Source organism: Jiella avicenniae (genome assembly GCF_021390325.1).
Classification (GTDB): Bacteria; Pseudomonadota; Alphaproteobacteria; order Rhizobiales; family Rhizobiaceae; genus Jiella; species Jiella avicenniae.
Genome location: NZ_JAJUWU010000001.1, coordinates 234571 through 251850 on the forward strand (window position 1 = coordinate 234571; position 17280 = coordinate 251850).

Annotated in this window: 17 protein-coding genes; 16 read left to right on the top strand and 1 reads right to left on the bottom strand. The window is 66.8% G+C overall.

Features of this window, described 5'->3' with window-relative positions; all coding sequences use genetic code 11:
* The first annotated feature begins 29 nt into the window (after positions 1–29).
* The 16 genes from LZD57_RS01200 (at position 30) to LZD57_RS01275 (ending at position 15653) form a co-directional block, all read left to right on the top strand.
* Positions 30–587: a sigma-70 family RNA polymerase sigma factor gene (locus LZD57_RS01200; RefSeq protein WP_233717286.1), complete on the top strand. Its 558-nt coding sequence runs from the start codon at positions 30–32 to the stop codon at positions 585–587.
* Complete coding sequence (locus LZD57_RS01205) at positions 584–1345, top strand: anti-sigma factor (protein WP_233717287.1); 762 nt, start codon at positions 584–586, stop codon at positions 1343–1345. Before LZD57_RS01200 ends, LZD57_RS01205 begins: the two co-directional genes overlap by 4 nt.
* A 72-nt stretch (positions 1346–1417) precedes the next feature.
* Positions 1418–1576 carry a hypothetical protein gene (locus LZD57_RS01210; RefSeq protein WP_233717288.1) on the top strand — a complete coding sequence of 53 codons (159 nt, stop codon included), beginning with the start codon at positions 1418–1420 and terminating at the stop codon, positions 1574–1576.
* 226 nt (positions 1577–1802) lie between these two features.
* Positions 1803–2867, top strand: a complete 1065-nt coding sequence (locus LZD57_RS01215; protein ID WP_233717289.1) for an ABC transporter ATP-binding protein — start codon at positions 1803–1805, stop codon at positions 2865–2867.
* 153 nt (positions 2868–3020) lie between these two features.
* Positions 3021–4340, top strand: coding sequence for an ABC transporter substrate-binding protein (locus LZD57_RS01220; RefSeq protein WP_233717290.1), 1320 nt, complete (start codon positions 3021–3023; stop codon positions 4338–4340).
* Between the two features lie 652 nt (positions 4341–4992).
* Positions 4993–5844, top strand: coding sequence for a carbohydrate ABC transporter permease (locus LZD57_RS01225; protein ID WP_420844718.1), 852 nt, complete (start codon positions 4993–4995; stop codon positions 5842–5844).
* Positions 5845–5857: 13 nt separating this feature from the next.
* Positions 5858–6760, top strand: coding sequence for a carbohydrate ABC transporter permease (locus LZD57_RS01230; RefSeq protein WP_233717292.1), 903 nt, complete (start codon positions 5858–5860; stop codon positions 6758–6760).
* A gap of 138 nt (positions 6761–6898) precedes the next feature.
* On the top strand, positions 6899–7843 hold the full coding sequence (gene fabD / locus LZD57_RS01235) for an ACP S-malonyltransferase (RefSeq protein ID WP_233717293.1): 945 nt from the start codon (positions 6899–6901) through the stop codon (positions 7841–7843).
* Positions 7844–7900: 57 nt separating this feature from the next.
* Positions 7901–8638, top strand: coding sequence for a 3-oxoacyl-[acyl-carrier-protein] reductase (gene fabG, locus LZD57_RS01240; RefSeq protein WP_233717294.1), 738 nt, complete (start codon positions 7901–7903; stop codon positions 8636–8638).
* 238 nt (positions 8639–8876) lie between these two features.
* Complete coding sequence (locus LZD57_RS01245; protein WP_026358398.1) at positions 8877–9113, top strand: acyl carrier protein; 237 nt, start codon at positions 8877–8879, stop codon at positions 9111–9113.
* Between the two features lie 219 nt (positions 9114–9332).
* Positions 9333–10598 (top strand): beta-ketoacyl-ACP synthase II, encoded by a 1266-nt coding sequence (gene fabF / locus LZD57_RS01250; protein ID WP_233717295.1) that lies wholly within the window; start codon positions 9333–9335, stop codon positions 10596–10598.
* 126 nt (positions 10599–10724) lie between these two features.
* Positions 10725–11384 carry a glutathione S-transferase family protein gene (locus tag LZD57_RS01255; RefSeq protein WP_233717296.1) on the top strand — a complete coding sequence of 220 codons (660 nt, stop codon included), beginning with the start codon at positions 10725–10727 and terminating at the stop codon, positions 11382–11384.
* A gap of 203 nt (positions 11385–11587) precedes the next feature.
* Positions 11588–14209 carry an ATP-dependent chaperone ClpB gene (gene clpB, locus LZD57_RS01260; RefSeq protein WP_233717297.1) on the top strand — a complete coding sequence of 874 codons (2622 nt, stop codon included), beginning with the start codon at positions 11588–11590 and terminating at the stop codon, positions 14207–14209.
* Positions 14210–14333: 124 nt separating this feature from the next.
* On the top strand, positions 14334–14648 hold the full coding sequence (locus LZD57_RS01265; protein ID WP_233717298.1) for an ArsR/SmtB family transcription factor: 315 nt from the start codon (positions 14334–14336) through the stop codon (positions 14646–14648).
* The gene (locus LZD57_RS01270; RefSeq protein WP_233717299.1) at positions 14645–15001 is read left to right on the top strand and encodes an SRPBCC family protein; all 357 of its coding nucleotides are present in this window, start codon (positions 14645–14647) and stop codon (positions 14999–15001) included. Before LZD57_RS01265 ends, LZD57_RS01270 begins: the two co-directional genes overlap by 4 nt.
* A gap of 43 nt (positions 15002–15044) precedes the next feature.
* Positions 15045–15653, top strand: a complete 609-nt coding sequence (locus LZD57_RS01275) for an ATP-dependent Clp protease proteolytic subunit (RefSeq protein WP_233717300.1) — start codon at positions 15045–15047, stop codon at positions 15651–15653.
* A gap of 121 nt (positions 15654–15774) precedes the next feature.
* Here LZD57_RS01275 and LZD57_RS01280 read toward each other — a convergent pair whose 3' ends face one another.
* Positions 15775–17181 carry an MATE family efflux transporter gene (locus tag LZD57_RS01280; protein ID WP_233717301.1) on the bottom strand — a complete coding sequence of 469 codons (1407 nt, stop codon included), beginning with the start codon at positions 17179–17181 and terminating at the stop codon, positions 15775–15777.
* Positions 17182–17280 lie beyond the last annotated feature (99 nt).

Genomic DNA, 17280 nt, shown 5'->3' on the forward strand with positions numbered 1-17280 from the left:
GCCCGGCGTATCGCGTGGGAGGTGCGTTTTTGCAGCCGGATCAGGGGCGGGCGGTGCTCGTCGGAATCATGGGGCGTCTCGCCGTCGGAGAGCAGGACGCGCTGGGGGAGCTTTATCAACGAACCTCGGCGAAGCTATTCGGTGTGTGCCTACGTATATTGAACGACCGCGAGGAAGCCGAGGACGTCCTCCAGGACGTCTATCTGACGGTCTGGCGGCGGGCAGACCGGTTCGATTCCGAGCGGGCGAGCCCGATCACCTGGCTGGCCACGATCGCCCGCAACCGGTCGATCGACCGGCTGCGCCAGATCGGCCGGCGGGGCGGCGAGCGGCCGATGGAAGCGGCCGCGGACGTCGCCGATGCCGGGCCGGACGCATTCGAGCTGATGGCCGCAAGCGACGACGGCCGCCGGCTCCGCGAATGCCTCGGGGCGCTCGACGCGCCGACGCAGACTTCGATCGCCTCCGCATTTTACGGCGGCATCACGTATGAGCAACTCGCCGAACGGCTGCGCGTGCCGCTCGGCACGATCAAGAGCCGCATCAGGCGCGGGCTGATCAAACTGAGGGAGTGCCTGGCGCAATGAGCGATCTGCGCAGCGAAGAGGTGGGAGAGGCCGATCGGGCCGCCGAGTACGTGCTCGGCGTCCTCGGTGGGGCCGAACGCCGCGCTGCCGAGCGGCAGATCGAGCGCGACCCGGTCTTCGCCCGCGCGGTGGATGGTTGGAACGCCCGCCTGGCGCCGTTCTACGAGGCGATCGAACCGGTCGAGCCGCCGGCCGGAGTCTGGCCGCGGATCGCGGAGGAACTCGCCCGCATGCGACGGCTGGAGCGCCCCGGCGTTTCGCCGGCAAAGCCGAAGGGTCGCCGGGTGTCGGGGATCTGGCAGTGGATCGGCCTGTCCGGCATGGGGCTTGCGGCCGCCAGCCTCGCGGCCCTCATCGTCGTCGCCGGCAATCTCACCGATCTCGGCGGCATGGGAGGCGAACAGGCGACACCCGCCGACTTCATCCTCGCCGGGACGCTGGCGAGCGACAACGGCCAGCCGCTCTTCACCGTCGTCTTCTACAGCGAGGACGATCACGACGTGGCGACGCTGATCCCGGTCGCCAGTCCCGCCGACGGCGGACGCGTTCCGGAGCTTTGGGTGGTCCCGCCGGACGGCGCTGCGCCCCGTTCGCTGGGGCTGCTCCATGCGTCCCAGCCGGTCGTCCTCGACGTCTCGAACCGTCAGGTGGTCGAGCCCGATGCCGCGCTCGCAGTCTCGATGGAGCCGGCGGGCGGCTCGCCGACGGGCCTGCCGACCGGCCCGGTCGTCGCCCATGGCGCGTTGCGGACGCCCTGATCGGAGCCCGTTTGCATTGACCAGCGGCAACCGGTTTCTGTCTTTGCCGCCGATGCTGTACGGCGATCGGCCATGAACAAGCTTTTCTCGCTGCTCTTCATTCTCCTCATGGGCGCCCATCTGGTGCGTCCGTTCGGCCTGCCGGGCCTGCGCAAGCGGGGCGACTTCTGGAAGATCGCCCTCGTCGCCCTGGTGGTTTTCGGCATCACCGTCCTGATCCGGCCGGAGTGAGGCGGGGGGCGCGTCGGGACCGGGCCTCTGTGGAGACCGCCTGACGGCGCTTTCCACCGTATACGTTGCGGTGCAAAAGCTTGCATTCCGCAACGAGATCGCCGCTCGACATCGGGCCTCTCGACGCGAATTTCAGGTGATCGCTCGGGTCTTCACACTCCCCTGTTGCACTCGGGCGAGGAAGCAGACAGTATGCCGCCAAGGAATACGCCGGGGGGAGGCGCGGATGGCATCAGTGACGTTCAAGGACGTCCGCAAGGCTTTCGGAACCGTGGAGGTACTGCACGGGGTTTCGATCGACATAGAGGAGGGGGAGTTCGTCGTTCTGGTCGGCCCGTCCGGCTGCGGCAAGTCGACGCTGCTCAGGATGCTGGCCGGGCTGGAGCACGTCTCCGCCGGCGAGATCTGGATCGGCGACCGGGTGGTCAACCAACTGCCGCCCAAGGAGCGGGACATCGCCATGGTGTTCCAGAACTATGCGCTCTATCCCCACATCACCGTCGCCGAGAACATGGGCTTCTCGCTGTCGCTGAAGGGGGTGAAGAAGGCCGAGATCGCCGAGCGCGTGCGCCCTGCCGCCGAAATCCTCGGCCTGTCGCATCTCCTCGACCGCTATCCGCGGCAGTTGTCCGGCGGCCAGCGCCAGCGCGTCGCCATGGGCCGGGCGATCGTGCGCGAGCCGCAGGTGTTTCTGTTCGACGAGCCGTTGTCCAACCTCGACGCCAAGCTCCGCGTGTCGATGCGCTCGGAGATGAAGAATCTCCACCAGCGGCTGAAGACCACGACGGTCTACGTCACGCACGACCAGATCGAAGCGATGACCATGGCCGACAAGATCGTCGTCATGCATGACGGCCGGGTCGCCCAGGTAGGCACGCCGCTCGATCTCTACGACAAGCCGGACAATCTTTTCGTCGCCGGCTTCATCGGCTCGCCGGCGATGAACTTCCTGACCGGCAGCGTCGAGGCGAACGACCGCCAGCGCTTTCTAACCGGCGACGCCATCCGTCTGCCCATCGACAAGCCCGGCACGGCGGAGGCCGGCCGGGAACTCGTCTACGGCGTCCGGCCGGAGAGCTTCCATCTCGGCGGCGATGTTCCGCTGACGGTCGACGTGGTCGAGCCGACCGGCTCGGAGACCCACGTCCTCGCGCGGCTCGGCGAGAGCCCGGTGACCTGCGTGTTCCGCGAGCGGATCTCGGCCCGTCCGGGCGAGGAGATCCGGGTCGGCGTCGATGCCGCGAGCGTCCACGTGTTCGACGCCAAGTCGGGAGAGCGGGTTTCGGCATGACGTGACGAGTTTGCGGCGACCTCGGGCGCAAAGGCGCCAAGCCGCAGCGCCCCGGCCGCAGGCCGGAGGAGAGGAGAGGTCGAATTGGGTCCGGCTCGTGAGGCCGGATCGGGATCGAGACAGACGAATCAGTTGTGACAGGGAGGAAACGTCATGGCCATCAATCGCAGAACCGTGCTGCAGGGCGCGGCCGGGCTCGCCGCTGGTGCGGCGCTCGGCAGTCCGTTCGGCGCCGGCCGGGCCTTCGCGCAGGGCACGATGCCGGAGTTCAAGCCGGAGGAGGGCGCTTCGCTTCGCCTGCTTCGCTGGGTGCCCTTCGTCGGCGGTGAGGAGGAAGCCTTCAACGCCAATACCAAGGCCTTTACCGAAGCGACCGGCGTCGAGGTCCGGATCGATCAGGAAAGCTGGGAGGACGTTCGTCCCAAGGCCGCCGTCGCCGCCAATGTCGGCTCCGGGCCGGACATGGTGATGAGCTGGTTCGACGATCCGTTCCAGTATCCCGACAAGCTCGTCGACGTCACCGATCTCGGCAACGCCCTCGGCGAGGCCTATGGCGGCTGGTACGATGGTCTCAAGGGCTATGCCACCACCACGGACGGCAAGTTCATCGCCATTCCGCTCTGCGCCATCGGCAACGCCATCTGCTACCGCGACAGCCACGTGAAGGCGGCCGGCTTCGATGAATTCCCCCAGGACACCGACGGCTTCCTGAAGCTCTGCCAGGCGATGAAGGACAAGGGCACCCCTGCCGGTTTCCCGCACGGCAAGGCCGTCGGCGACGGCAACAACTACGCCCACTGGCTGCTCTGGAGTCATGGCGGCAAGACCGTGGACGAGAACGGCGAGGTGGCGATCAACAGCCCCGAGACCAAGGCTGCGATCGAATATGCCAAGGCCCTCTACGCGACCTTCATCCCCGGCACCGAAAGCTGGCTCGACATCAACAACAACCGCGCCTTCCTGGCCGGCCAGGTGTCGCTGACGGCGAACGGCGTGTCGCTGTACTATGCGGCCAGGAAGGATCCGGCGATGGCCGAGATCGCCGAGGACATCCGCACCACCAACATGCCGATCGGCCCGGTCGGCAAGTCGGTCGAACTGCACCAGACGTCCACGATCAACGTCTTCAAGCACACCAAATATCCCGAGGCCGCCAAGGCCTGGATCGCCTTCATGTTCCAGCCGGAACGGTTCAATGCCTGGCTGGAAGGCGCCAGCGCCTATTGCTGCCAGCCTCTGAAGCAGTTCGCCGACAATCCGGTCTGGACCTCGAACCCGGTCCACGAGGCCTATGCGAATGCCTCGGCGAGCCTTCGCCCGAACGGCTATGCCGGCCCGCTCGGGCCGTCCTCGGCCGGCGTCATGGCCGACTACGTCCTCGTCGACATGTTCGCCGAGGCGGTCACCGGCCAGCGCTCGACCGAAGACGCCATCGCCAACGCCGAACGCCGGATCGCGCGGTATTACCGGTAAGTGGAGAGAGGCGGTGCGGCGCCTGCCGCCCGCCTCTGCAGCGCGGCGCCATGGGGCGAGGGCTGCGGCCGTTCTTCGTTGGCCGCAGGTGAACGGGTCGGCAGCGCCTTTCGCGTCGTCATCCTCGGGCTTGTCCCGAGGATCTACCGCCGCCACGCAAAGGGCGGACCGGTCGGCTCTTCCTGCGACGCTTCTGTGGCGTTGATGGCAGGAGATCCTCGGGACAAGCCCGAGGATGACGGCGCGTCCGGGATGTGTCGGTTACTGACGAGCGGGGTATCTGCGAGGAAGGGCGGCCGACCGAGGTTTAGGCGTCGTCATTCTCGGGCCCCGTCCCGAGAATCCAGGGGCGGTTCCCGCGGCATCAGCCACCGCCGCCTGACGGAGCTGAAGCCCTTTGTGCCCGAGGATCTCTGGATTCTCGGGACGGGGCCCGAGAATGACGATGCGTTGATGCTGTCGCCCTGTCGGGCGGCCTTCTTAAACCAGAATCGCATGCCCGTTTGTTTCGACGGGCTGAAAGCATCCCACGGAGCCTTTGCGGATGGCCACCATAGACACCACCGGATCGCGCGGGAGAAGCGACGCCGTCGCCCGCCCGAATGCGTTGCGCCGCTTCGTCGAAAGCCGCAACGGGCTCGGTCTCCTGTTCATGCTGCCGGCGGCGGTGTTCCTGCTCTGCTTCCTGACCTATCCGCTCGGCCTCGGCGTCTGGCTCGGCTTCACCGACACGACCATCGGCCGGAACGGCCAGTGGATCGGCTTCGAGAACTACACCTGGCTGTTCGACGATCCGGTGTTCTGGCTGTCGGTCTACAACACCATCCTCTATACCTTCGTCGCCTCGGTCGCGAAATTCGCCCTCGGCCTTTGGCTGGCGCTGATCCTCAACGAGCATCTGCCGTTCAAGACCTTCTTCCGGGCGATCATCCTCCTGCCCTGGGTGGTGCCGACGGTGTTGTCGGCGCTGGCCTTCTGGTGGATCTACGATTCGCAGTTCTCGATCATCTCCTGGGTGCTGATGCAGTGGGGCTGGATCGACGCGCCGATCAACTTCCTCGGCGATCCGAACAATGCGAGAGCCGCCGTCATCGCCGCCAATGTCTGGCGCGGCATTCCCTTCGTGGCGATCTCGCTGCTCGCCGGCCTGCAGACCATCCCGCAGTCGCTCAACGAAGCCGCGGCGCTCGACGGCGCAACCTCGTGGCAGCGCTTCACCAGAATCACCCTGCCGCTGCTGACGCCGATTATCGCCGTCGTCATGACCTTCTCGGTGCTGTTCACCTTCACCGACTTCCAGCTGATCTACGTTCTGACCCGCGGCGGTCCGGTCAATGCGACGCACCTCATGGCGACGCTGTCCTTCCAGCGGGCGATCCCCGGCGGCCAGCTCGGCGAGGGCGCAGCCATCGCCGTGGCGATGATCCCGTTCCTCCTTGCCGCGATCCTGTTCTCCTTCTTCGGTCTGCAGCGCCGCAAATGGCAGCAGGGCGGAAACGACTGAGGAAAGCCATCCGATGAGCCGACAGACGCTTCCCGCAAACCATGCCGCACTCCAGGACGATTCGGAGGGCATGGACCAGTTCAACACGCTGCCGCGGCGGATCTTCGTCGTCTACCTGCCGCTCGCCTGCTTCGTCTTCGTGCTGCTCTTCCCGTTCTACTGGATGGCGATCACCGCGGTGAAGCCCGACGCGCAGCTGACCAACTACACGGACTACAGCCCGTTCTGGGTGGTCTCGCCGACTCTCGAGCACATCCAGTACCTCCTGTTCGAGACCTCCTATCCGGGCTGGCTGTGGAACACGATGCTGGTCGCGATCGCCTCGACGGCGATCTCGCTCTTCGCCTCGGTCTTCGCCGCCTATGCGATCGAGCGCATCCGCTTCACCGGCGCGCGCACGACCGGGCTGATGATCTTCCTCGCCTATCTCGTGCCGCCGTCGATCCTGTTCATTCCGCTCGCCTTCATCGTCTTCCAGGTCGGCATCTTCGATTCGCGGCTGGCGCTGATCCTCACTTATCCGACCTTCCTCATTCCCTTCTGCACCTGGCTCCTGATGGGCTATTTCCGCACGATCCCCTTCGAACTGGAGGAATCGGCGCTGGTCGACGGGGCGACGCGCTGGCAGATCCTGACCAAGGTGGTCCTGCCGCTCGCGGTGCCCGGGCTGATCTCGGCGGGCATCTTCGCCTTCACCCTGTCGTGGAACGAGTTCATCTACGCGCTGACCTTCATCTCATCCTCGGAGAACAAGACGGTGCCGGTCGGCGTCCTGACGGAGCTCGTCCGGGGCGACATCTACGAATGGGGAGCCCTGATGTCCGGGGCGCTGCTCGGCTCCCTGCCGGTGGTGATCCTCTACTCCTTCTTCGTCGACTACTACGTCTCCTCGATGACCGGCGCGGTGAAGGAGTAGGCTCTCGCAGCCGGTCATGCCGCTTGCGGAACAAGGCGCAGGTGCTGCGACTTTGTGCAGCGCAAGCTTGACAGCTTGGCCGGCAGCCCTCATTGCCCACGCCACTTCGCAGTTGAGATGGCATTACGGAGCGAAACGATGACGCTGGCGCTGGTCTTTCCCGGGCAAGGTAGCCAGGCCGTCGGAATGGGGCGGTCGCTGAGCGAGGCCTATGCCGAGAGCCGGGCGGTGTTCGAGGAAGTCGACGAGGCGCTGGGGGAAAAGCTCTCGGGGCTGATCTTCGAGGGGCCCGAAGACGTTTTGACCCTGACCGAAAACGCCCAGCCCGCCTTGATGGCCGTGTCGCTCGCTGCGGTGCGGGCGCTTCAGGTCGAAGGCTTCGACGTTGCCGAGGCGAGCTACGTCGCCGGCCACTCGCTCGGCGAGTATTCGGCGCTTGCCGCCGCCGGCGCCTTTGAGATCGGCGCAGCCGCAAGGCTGCTGCGCCTCCGCGGCCAGGCCATGCAGGCGGCGGTGGCGCCGGGCGAGGGCGCCATGGCGGCGATCCTCGGTCTCGATGCGGCGAGCGTCGCCGATCTCTGCGTCCGGGCGGCGGAGGGCGAGGTCCTGTCGCCGGCCAACGACAATGGCGGCGGCCAGATCGTCGTTTCCGGTGCGGCTGCGGCCGTTGCGCGGGCGGTGGCGCTTGCCCCGGAACTCGGGGCGAAGCGTGCGATCCCGCTGACCGTCTCCGCGCCGTTTCATTGCAGCCTGATGGCGCCGGCCGCCGAAAAGATGGCCGAGGCGCTGCGGACCGTTTCGATCGCCACGCCGGTCGTGCCGCTGGTCGCGAACGTGACGGCAGCGCCGACCAGCGACCCGGAGGCGATCCGCGACCAGCTCGTGCGGCAGGTCACCGGCGAGGTCCGGTGGCGCGAGAGCATGGAGTATCTCGCCGGCGCCGGCATCACCGACATCGTCGAAATCGGCAGCGGCAAGGTCCTGAGCGGTCTCGCCAAGCGAATCGACAAGCGGCTCTCGGCCCAGGCGATCGGAACCGCGGAGGCGGTCAGGGCCTTCGCAGAGAGTCGCCGGTCCGCCTGACGCGAGCCTGCGGCGCGCCAGGGAGTTCGCGCGAGGAAACGACCCGAGGAAACGACCATGTTCGACTTGACCGGCCGCAAGGCCCTGATCACCGGTGCCACCGGCGGGATCGGCGAGGCCATCGCCAGGGCGCTGCATGCGCAAGGGGCGACGGTGGGGTTGCACGGCACCCGGCGCGAGAAGCTCGACGAGCTGGCATCCGCACTGGGCGACCGCTGTGCGGTGCTGCCGGCCAATCTCGCCGAGCGCGAGGGCCAGACGAAGCTCGCCGAAACCGCGATCGAGGCGCTGGGCGGCGTCGACATCCTGGTCAACAATGCCGGCATCACCAAGGACGGCCTGTTCGTGCGGATGTCCGACGCCGACTGGGACACCGTCCTCGAAATCGATCTCACAGCGGCGTTCCGGCTGACCCGCGAGCTGACCCATCCGATGATGCGCAAGCGCTTCGGGCGGATCATCAACGTCACGTCGGTCGTCGGCGTGACGGGAAATCCCGGCCAGGCCAACTACTGCGCGGCCAAGGCGGGGATGGTGGGCTTTTCGAAGTCGCTCGCGCAGGAGATCGCCACGCGGGGCGTGACCGTGAACTGCATCGCCCCCGGCTTCATTTCCAGCGCCATGACGGATAAGCTGAACGACAAGCAGCGGGAGACGATCCTCGCGATGATTCCGACGAAGCGCATGGGGAACGCCGCCGACATCGCCAGCGCGGCCGTCTATCTCGCGTCCGAAGAGGCCGGCTACGTCACGGGGCAGACCATTCACGTCAATGGCGGAATGGCGATGATCTGAACGGAGCAGGGATCTGTCCGAATCTTTTCCTTGCTGGGCCCGAATGAGACGTTCGGCGGGCGCGTCGGCCGGACGGGACGGCACCATTGGCGAGACCGGGAGAAGGTGCTAACGAGCCGCCCCATTGATTTTTCGGGGTGAACTTCATGGTGCGGCCGGCAAATCGGGACGCGCCGCTTGATAAAAGGCCGTCTCGCGTCTAACGAACGGCAAACGTCATCACAGCAGAGGAATGACAATGAGCGATACCGCCGAGCGAGTGAAGAAGATCGTCGTCGAACATCTGGGCGTCGAGCAGGAAAAGGTCACCGAGAACGCCAGCTTCATCGACGATCTCGGGGCGGACAGCCTCGACACGGTCGAGCTCGTGATGGCGTTCGAAGAGGAGTTCGGCGTCGAGATTCCCGACGATGCGGCCGAAACGATCCTCACGGTCGGCGACGCCGTCAAGTTCATCGAGAAGAATCAGGCCTGATCGGCCGACGATCCCGTTCCGGGCTTCTCGCCCTGTCGCCTGCCGGCGGCCGGCGGTTGCCGGAACGATTGAAACGCTCGCGTTTCATCGGTTCTGGCGGAGCTTTTCGGTTCAGCCATTCGGCTCCCCGGCAATGAGAGCCGGGGATCGGACGACCGGGGATCGATTGTCGGATCGGCTCCACGAAAGTCGGCCCGTCTTTCTGGCAAAAGAGCGGATATGAGACGAGTAGTCATCACCGGCGTCGGGATGGTCACACCCCTTGGCGCTGGCGCATCGGTCACCTGGAAGCGGCTTCTGGCCGGAGAGAGCGGCGCGGCGCGGATCGAGTCCTTCGAGGTCGCCGATCTGCCGTGCCAGATCGCCTGCCAGATCCCGCGCGGCGACGGCCACGACGGCACCTTCAATCCCGATCAGTGGATGGAGCCGAAGGAGCAGCGCAAGGTCGACGATTTCATCGTCTATGCCGTGGCTGCCGCGGCGGAGGCGCTCGACGATGCCGACTGGCATCCGGAGACCTACGAAGACCAGATCACCACGGGCGTCCTCATCGGCTCCGGCATCGGCGGCCTGAGAGGTATCGAGAAGACCTCGCTGATCCTCGCCGAAAAAGGGCCGCGCCGGGTCTCGCCCTTCTTCATCCCGGGCAGCCTGATCAATCTCGCCTCCGGTCACGTGTCGATCCGAAACGGTCTCAAGGGGCCGAACCATTCGGTCGTCACCGCCTGCTCGACCGGCGCCCACGCCATCGGTGACGCCAGCCGCCTGATCGCCCTCGGCGATGCCGAAGTCATGGTCGCCGGCGGTGCCGAATCGCCGGTCGGCCGCCTGTCGCTCGCCGGCTTTTCGGCCTGCAAGGCCTTGTCGACCCACTTCAACGACGACCCGAAGCGCGGCTCCAGGCCCTACGACCGGGACCGCGACGGCTTCGTCATGGGCGAGGGGGCCGGCGTCGTCGTGCTCGAAGAGCTCGAGCACGCCAAGGCCCGGGGCGCGCGCATCTATGCCGAGGTGATCGGCTACGGCATGTCGGGCGACGCCTATCACATCACCGCCCCGGCCGAGGACGGCGACGGCGCCTTCCGCTGCATGTCGGCGGCGCTGAAGCGGGCCGGCATCACCGCGGCCGATCTCGACTACGTCAACGCTCACGGCACCTCGACGCCGATGGGCGACGAGATCGAACTCAGAGCCTTCGAGCGGCTCGTCGGCGAATCGGCGTCCGAGACCACCATGTCCTCGACCAAGTCGGCGATCGGCCATCTTCTCGGGGCCGCCGGTTCCGTCGAGGCGATCTTCTCGGTGCTGGCGATCCGCGACAACGTCGCGCCGCCGACCCTCAATCTCGACAATCCGTCCGTCGAGACGGCGATCGACCTCGTGCCGCACAAGAAGAAGGAGAAGAAGATCGACACCGTTCTGTCGAACTCCTTCGGCTTCGGCGGCACCAACGCCTCGCTGGTCCTGCGGCGCTTCGCCGAGTAGGACGAGGCCTGGCGGCAGAGTTTCACGGGGCGGATGGTCATGGCGATCATCCGCCCCTCTTTCGTTGAGGGCGTGCCCGGGGGAGGGCCGCCCGCCCGCAGCCCGCAGTCTGGAGGAGATTTTTCGATGGCCCGCATGAAGCTCTTCTACGCGCCCGGCGCCTGTTCGCTCGCCTCGCACATCGCGCTGGAGGAGGCGGGTGCCGACTTCGAGGCCGTGCGGATCGATACCGCCGGCGGTCAGCAGCGTTCGCCGGACTATCTGAAGATCAATCCGAAGGGCCGCGTGCCGGCGCTCGCCGACGGCGACTTCGTCGTCACCGAGAACCCGGCGATCCTGCGCTACGTCGCGGTGACCCATCCGGAGGCGAGCCTCTGGCCCGCCGATCCGCATGGCGAGGCGCGCTGCGCCGAGTGGCTGGCCTTTCTCTCCTCCGGCGTTCATCCGAGCTACGCCCACATCCGCCGGGCCGAGCGCTATGCGACGACGGACGAGGGGCGCCGCGACGTCGTCGAGACCGGCAAGCGGGCGACGCGCGAGATCTACCGGATGGTCGAGGACAAGCTTTCGGCCGCCGGCGACGACTGGACGGCGGGCGAAAATTATTCGGTGGCCGATCCCTATCTCCTGGTGTTCTGGAGCTGGGGCAACGGGTCCTTCCTCGGCTACGACATGGCCGGCGATTTTCCGGCATGGACGGCCCATGCCCGCCGGATGATGGCGCGTCCGGCGGTGCGGGCGGCCTTCGAGCGTGAGGGCCTGAAGCTCCCCGCGTTCGGCGCCTGAGACGAGGCGGACTGCCCGAAGCCGGCGACGTTGCCGGCTTCCGCAGGGCGTAACATTTTTGCAACGATTGTTGCCGCCGCCTCTTCCGGCGTGGTTTCTCCGCTCCCATATCTGTCGCGGGCGGCTCGCCGATCGCGGGAGCCGGACTCCGGGAACGGCGCCGTGTGCCTTTGAAGAGGGCGCGGCGCAGAGAGGAGAGATCCATGAATCTGGAAAAATACACCGAGCGCGTCCGCGGTTTCATCCAGGCGGCGCAGACGGCGGCGGTTTCCGCCGACCACCAGCAGTTTTCCCCCGAGCACCTTCTGAAGGTCCTGATCGACGACGAGGAGGGACTTGCCGCGGGCCTGATCGAGAAGGCCGGCGGCCGGCCGCAGGAAGTGCGCCTCGCCGTCGAGGCGGCGCTGAAGGCGATGCCGAAGGTCACCGGCGGTGCGGGCCAGATGTATCTCGCCCAGCCGCTCGCCAAGGTCTTCGCCACCGCCGAGGAGATCGCCAAGAAGGCCGGCGACAGCTACGTCTCTGTCGAGCGGCTGCTGCTCGCGCTGGCCATCGAGAAGAGCGCCAAGACCGCCGACATGCTGAAGAAGGCGGGCGTCACGCCGGCCGGCCTCAACGAGGCGATCAACGACCTGCGCAAGGGCCGCACCGCCGACACTGCGTCTGCGGAATCGGGCTACGACGCCCTGAAGAAATACGCCCGCGATTTGACGGCGGCGGCGCGCGAGGGCAAGCTCGACCCGGTCATCGGCCGTGACGACGAGATCCGCCGAACCATCCAGGTCCTGTCCCGGCGCACCAAGAACAACCCGGTGCTGATCGGCGAACCCGGCGTCGGCAAGACCGCGATCGCCGAAGGTCTAGCGCTCAGGATCGTCAACGGCGACGTGCCGGAGAGCCTGCGCGACAAGCAGCTGATGGCGCTCGACATGGGCGCGCTCATCGCCGGCGCGAAATATCGCGGCGAGTTCGAGGAGCGCCTGAAGTCGGTCCTGTCGGAAATCTCGGCGGCGGCCGGCGGCGTCATCCTGTTCATCGACGAGATGCACACCCTCGTCGGCGCCGGCAAGGCGGACGGGGCGATGGATGCCTCCAACCTCCTGAAGCCGGCGCTCGCGAGAGGCGAACTCCACTGCATCGGCGCGACCACTCTCGACGAATACAGAAAGCACGTCGAGAAGGATCCGGCGCTCGCCCGGCGTTTCCAGCCGGTCTTCGTCTCCGAGCCGACGGTCGAGGACACGATCTCGATCCTGCGCGGCCTGAAGGAGAAATACGAGCAGCACCATCAGGTGCGCATCTCCGACTCGGCCCTCGTCGCCGCCGCGCAGCTGTCCAACCGCTACATCACCGACCGCTTCCTGCCCGACAAGGCGATCGATCTCGTGGACGAGGGCGCGGCCCGGCTGCGCATGCAGGTGGACTCCAAGCCCGAAGCCCTCGACGAGATCGACCGGCGCGTGATGCAGCTGAAGATCGAGCGCGAGGCGCTGAAGAAGGAGACCGACGACGCCTCGAAGGACAGGCTGGAACGGCTGGAAGGCGAACTCGCCAATCTGGAGGAAGAGTCCGACCGGATCACCCAGGCGTGGCAGGCGGAAAAATCCAAGCTCGGCCAGGCGGCAGACCTCAAGCGCCAGCTCGACGAAGCGCGCAACGAACTCGCCATCGCCCAGCGGCGCGGCGAATTCCAGCGGGCGGGCGAACTCGCCTATGGCGAGATCCCGAGGCTCGAGGCCGCGCTGAAGGAGGCCGAGGCGCACGACGGGGCGAAGTCCGGTACGATGGTCGAGGAGACCGTGACGGCCGATCACGTCGCCCAGGTCGTCTCGCGCTGGACCGGCATCCCGGTCGACCGCATGCTGGAAGGCGAGCGCGACAAGCTCTTGCGGATGGAAGACTCGCTGCAGAAGCGGGTCGTCGGCCAGGGCGAAGCGGTGCAGGCGGTCTCCCGGGCGGTCCGCCGGGCACGCGCGGGGCTTCAGGATCCGAACCGGCCGATCGGCTCGTTCATGTTCCTCGGGCCGACGGGCGTCGGCAAGACCGAGCTGACCAAGGCGCTGGCGCATTTCCTCTTCGACGACGAGGCGGCGATGGTGCGCATCGACATGTCGGAATACATGGAGAAGCATTCCGTCGCCCGGCTGATCGGCGCGCCTCCGGGCTATGTCGGCTATGAGGAAGGCGGCGCGCTCACCGAAGCGGTCCGTCGCAGGCCCTATCAGGTGATCCTGTTCGACGAGATCGAGAAGGCGCATCCGGACGTCTTCAATGTCCTCCTGCAAGTGCTCGACGACGGGCGGCTGACGGACGGGCAGGGGCGGACGGTCGACTTCCGCAACACGCTGATCATCATGACCTCCAATCTCGGTTCGGAGTTCCTGGTGGCGCTCGGCGAGGACGAGAACGCGGAAGCCGCGCGCGAGCAGGTGATGGCGGTGGTCCGGGCGTCGTTCCGGCCGGAGTTCCTCAACCGCGTCGACGACGTCATCCTGTTCCACCGGCTGCATCGCTCGGAGATGGGCGCCATCGTCGACATCCAGATGGCCCGGCTCGAAAAGCTGCTCACCGATCGCAAGATCGCCATCCAGCTCGACGAAACGGGGCGCGAATGGCTCGCCCAGAAGGGCTACGACCCCGCCTATGGCGCGCGCCCCCTGAAGCGCGTCATCCAGCGCGAGGTGCAGGATCCGCTCGCCGAGAAGATCCTGATGGGCCAGATCCGCGACGAATCGACGGTGAAGATCTCCGCCGGCTCCGACCGGCTGAACTTCTACGTCGTCGGCTCGAAGGCGCATGTCGAGGGCGAGCGCGTGGAGGCGTAAACCTCCGGCGCCATCGCTGAAACGAATGAACGGCGTGGTCCCGACGGGGCCGCGCCGTTACGTTTGAGCTCAACTCATCGGAAGGGGCTTGCGAATCAAATAAGTTTTCACTTATCTATTGGCCATGAACGACGACGACATCTTCCGCGCCCTCGGCGATCCGACCCGACGGGCGATCTTCGAAAAGCTCGCCACCGGCGCGATGAACGCCAGTGCCTTGCGGGAGGGCATGGCCATATCGCAGCCGGCGATGTCCCAGCATCTCGCCGTTCTGCGCAATGCCAATCTCGTGCGCGAGGAGAGGCAGGGCCGCTTCGTCAATTACGAGGTCGATCCGGATGGCTTGGCGCTGATCGCCGGCTGGCTGGCGAAATATCGCGCCTACTGGCCGGCGCGCATCGACGCTTTGAAGGATCTGTTGAAGGACATGGACCAATGACCCAGGAGACGGATCGTGAGCCCGAGGCGGGACTGACGCTCGAATACGTCCTCGACGCCGCGCCCGAAAAGGTCTGGCGAGCCCTGACGATCGGCGCTCTGCGGGAGAGATGGCTGTCTGCAGGAGCGACCGTCGACCCGGTCCCGCTCGCATCGATCGAAGGGGAGGAGGTGCGCTACCGCATGCGGGACGACATGCCGCCGTTTCTGGAAAGCGAGGTGACCTTCCAGCTCCGGCCCGACGAGGCGGGCGGTACGCGTTTGACCATCGTCCATACTCTGACCGACGTCCGGCTCGTCTCGGCACCCAAGCCGGCCAACGCCAACCGGCCGCCTCTCATGCGCGCCGCCTGACGCGCCGAGACAGTCCTGAGATTCGAACGGAAGGAGGTCGCCGATGCGCGACACGATGCAACTCGTCCCGATGGTGGTCGAGCAGTCCAGCCGGGGCGAGCGCTCCTTCGACATCTATTCGCGGCTTTTGCGCGAGCGGATCATCTTCCTGAACGGCGAGGTGAACGACACCTTGTCCGGGCTCGTCTGCGCCCAGCTTCTCTTCCTGGAAGCGGAAAGTCCCAAGCGGCCGATCCATCTCTACATCAACTCGCCGGGCGGCGTCGTCACCGCCGGCCTCGCGATGTACGACACCATGCGCTACATCTCCTCGCCGGTGCATACGCTCTGCATGGGCACCGCCCGCTCCATGGGCTCGTTCCTTCTGATGGCCGGCCAGCCGGGTGAGCGCGCCGCGCTGCCGAATGCCAGCCTGCACGTCCACCAACCGCTCGGCGGCTTCCAGGGGCAGGCCTCGGATATCGCCATCCATGCGGAGGAGATGCTGAAGGTGAAGCGGCGGATGATTCGGCTCTATGCCGAGCATTGCGGCCGCACGATCGAGGAGGTGGAGAAAACCCTCGACCGGGACCGCTTCATGAGCGCCGAGGAGGCCTTGGAATGGGGGCTGATCGACAGGATCCTTTCCGGACGCGACGTCGGGCCCCGCTGAGCGACGGCCCACCGACCGGTTAGAGCATGATCCCGAAAAGTGGGAACCGGTTTTCGGAAAAGATCATGCGCAAACAGAAAGATGGAGCGGGAGGATTGAGCGAAGCTCATTTCATCCCGCTCTAGTGACCGACCAGCCCGTACCGCTCCCGCCTGACATAGCGCCAGTTCATCATCACCGCCGCGGCCGCGAGCCCCGAGGCGAGGCCCCACCAGATGCCGGGGCCACCGAGGCCGAGCGGGAAGGCGAGGATATAGGCGACCGGCATGCCGACCAGCCAGTAGCTGATCAGGGCGATGATCATCGGCACGCGCGTGTCCTTCATGCCCCTGAGGACGCCGGCGCCGACCGCTTGCATGGCATCGGCGAGCTGGAACACCGCGGCGACGAGGAGGAGCGGCACGGCGGTTGCGAGGACGTCGGCCGAATTCGGATTGGCCCCGTCGAGATAGAGCCCGATCAGCCGTTCGGGCATCGTCCAGAACAGCGTCGCGGCGAGAAAGGCGATCGTCCCGCCGATGACGACCGCGACGGCGCCGGCGCGCCCGAGCGCGATCCTGTCCTGCCGCCCGAAGGCGAGGCCCACCCGCACCGTCGCGGCGCTGGCGAGCCCCAGCGGGATCATGAAGGAGATCGAGGCGATCTGCAGCGCGATGCCGTGGGCGGCGAGCGGCACCGTGCCGAGCCAGCCCATCATGATCGAGGAGGTGGCGAACAGCCCGACCTCGGCGATGATCGTCGCCGAGATCGGCAGGCCGAGCCGGACCACCTCGAAGAAGGCCGGCCAGTCGGGCCGCCAGGCCCGCGCATAGAGCTCGTAGCGCCGCAGCCCCGGCGCGAACACGGTGTAGCCGACGAGGAGCCCGGCCATCAGCGTGTTGGACAGGAGCGTCGCGACGGCCGCGCCGGCGACGCCCATCGCCGGCGCGCCGAGATGGCCGAAGATGAAGATCCAGTTGAACCCGGCATTGGCCAGCGCCCCGCAGACGATCACCGCGAGCATCAGATAGGCCCGGTTCACCACCGTCAGATAGGCCCTGAGGCTGAGGATCGTCAGCGCCGGGAACATAGACCACTGGCCGATGGCCATGTACTCGCCGGCGAGACGCGCGGTGTCCGGTTCCTGGTTGAGGGCGAGGAGGATCGGTTCCAGGACGGTCAGCGGAATCAGGGTGAGCGCCCCGTATAGCACGAGCACCCAGACGCTCATGCGGATCGAGCGGCGGACGCCGCGCGTGTCGCCGCGCCCCTCGGCCCCGGCGGCAAGGGGGATCGCCGCATGGGCAAAGCCCGAGCCGAAGATGAAGAACAGGAAGAAGGCCTGGGTCGCCAGCACCGTTGCGGCGAGTTCGGCGGCGCCGAGCCAGCCGACCATCACCGTGTCGGTGACGTTCATCGTCACCTGGGCGAGCTGCACGCCGATGAGCGGCAGAGCGAGATTGACCGTCGCGCCGGCATGGCCGAGCCAGCTCTCGGTGACGGGCGCCCGGCCGGCCACCGCCTCTTCGTTTCGCTCGCCCTGCCGCATCGTCCGCATCCTTTCGGCGCGGCTGTATCCTCTCACGGCCATGAAAGCCAATGCGAATCCGCGATGCGGCCGATCGCTTCAGTCGATGGGCTCATGGCG

Excerpts from the sequence above, each read along its gene's own strand:
- LZD57_RS01225 (WP_420844718.1), top strand. The coding sequence starts at position 4,993 with ATGCTGCCGGCGGCGGTGTTCCTGCTCTGCTTCCTGACCTATCCGCTC.
- LZD57_RS01280 (WP_233717301.1), bottom strand. The coding sequence starts at position 17,181 with ATGCGGCAGGGCGAGCGAAACGAAGAGGCGGTGGCCGGCCGGGCGCCC.
- clpB (WP_233717297.1), top strand. The coding sequence starts at position 11,588 with ATGAATCTGGAAAAATACACCGAGCGCGTCCGCGGTTTCATCCAGGCG.
- LZD57_RS01205 (WP_233717287.1), top strand. The coding sequence starts at position 584 with ATGAGCGATCTGCGCAGCGAAGAGGTGGGAGAGGCCGATCGGGCCGCC.
- fabD (WP_233717293.1), top strand. The coding sequence starts at position 6,899 with ATGACGCTGGCGCTGGTCTTTCCCGGGCAAGGTAGCCAGGCCGTCGGA.
- LZD57_RS01270 (WP_233717299.1), top strand. The coding sequence starts at position 14,645 with ATGACCCAGGAGACGGATCGTGAGCCCGAGGCGGGACTGACGCTCGAA.
- LZD57_RS01245 (WP_026358398.1), top strand. The coding sequence starts at position 8,877 with ATGAGCGATACCGCCGAGCGAGTGAAGAAGATCGTCGTCGAACATCTG.
- LZD57_RS01230 (WP_233717292.1), top strand. The coding sequence starts at position 5,858 with ATGAGCCGACAGACGCTTCCCGCAAACCATGCCGCACTCCAGGACGAT.
- LZD57_RS01215 (WP_233717289.1), top strand. The coding sequence starts at position 1,803 with ATGGCATCAGTGACGTTCAAGGACGTCCGCAAGGCTTTCGGAACCGTG.
- LZD57_RS01275 (WP_233717300.1), top strand. The coding sequence starts at position 15,045 with ATGCGCGACACGATGCAACTCGTCCCGATGGTGGTCGAGCAGTCCAGC.
- fabG (WP_233717294.1), top strand. The coding sequence starts at position 7,901 with ATGTTCGACTTGACCGGCCGCAAGGCCCTGATCACCGGTGCCACCGGC.
- fabF (WP_233717295.1), top strand. The coding sequence starts at position 9,333 with ATGAGACGAGTAGTCATCACCGGCGTCGGGATGGTCACACCCCTTGGC.
- LZD57_RS01255 (WP_233717296.1), top strand. The coding sequence starts at position 10,725 with ATGGCCCGCATGAAGCTCTTCTACGCGCCCGGCGCCTGTTCGCTCGCC.
- LZD57_RS01220 (WP_233717290.1), top strand. The coding sequence starts at position 3,021 with ATGGCCATCAATCGCAGAACCGTGCTGCAGGGCGCGGCCGGGCTCGCC.
- LZD57_RS01210 (WP_233717288.1), top strand. The coding sequence starts at position 1,418 with ATGAACAAGCTTTTCTCGCTGCTCTTCATTCTCCTCATGGGCGCCCAT.
- LZD57_RS01265 (WP_233717298.1), top strand. The coding sequence starts at position 14,334 with ATGAACGACGACGACATCTTCCGCGCCCTCGGCGATCCGACCCGACGG.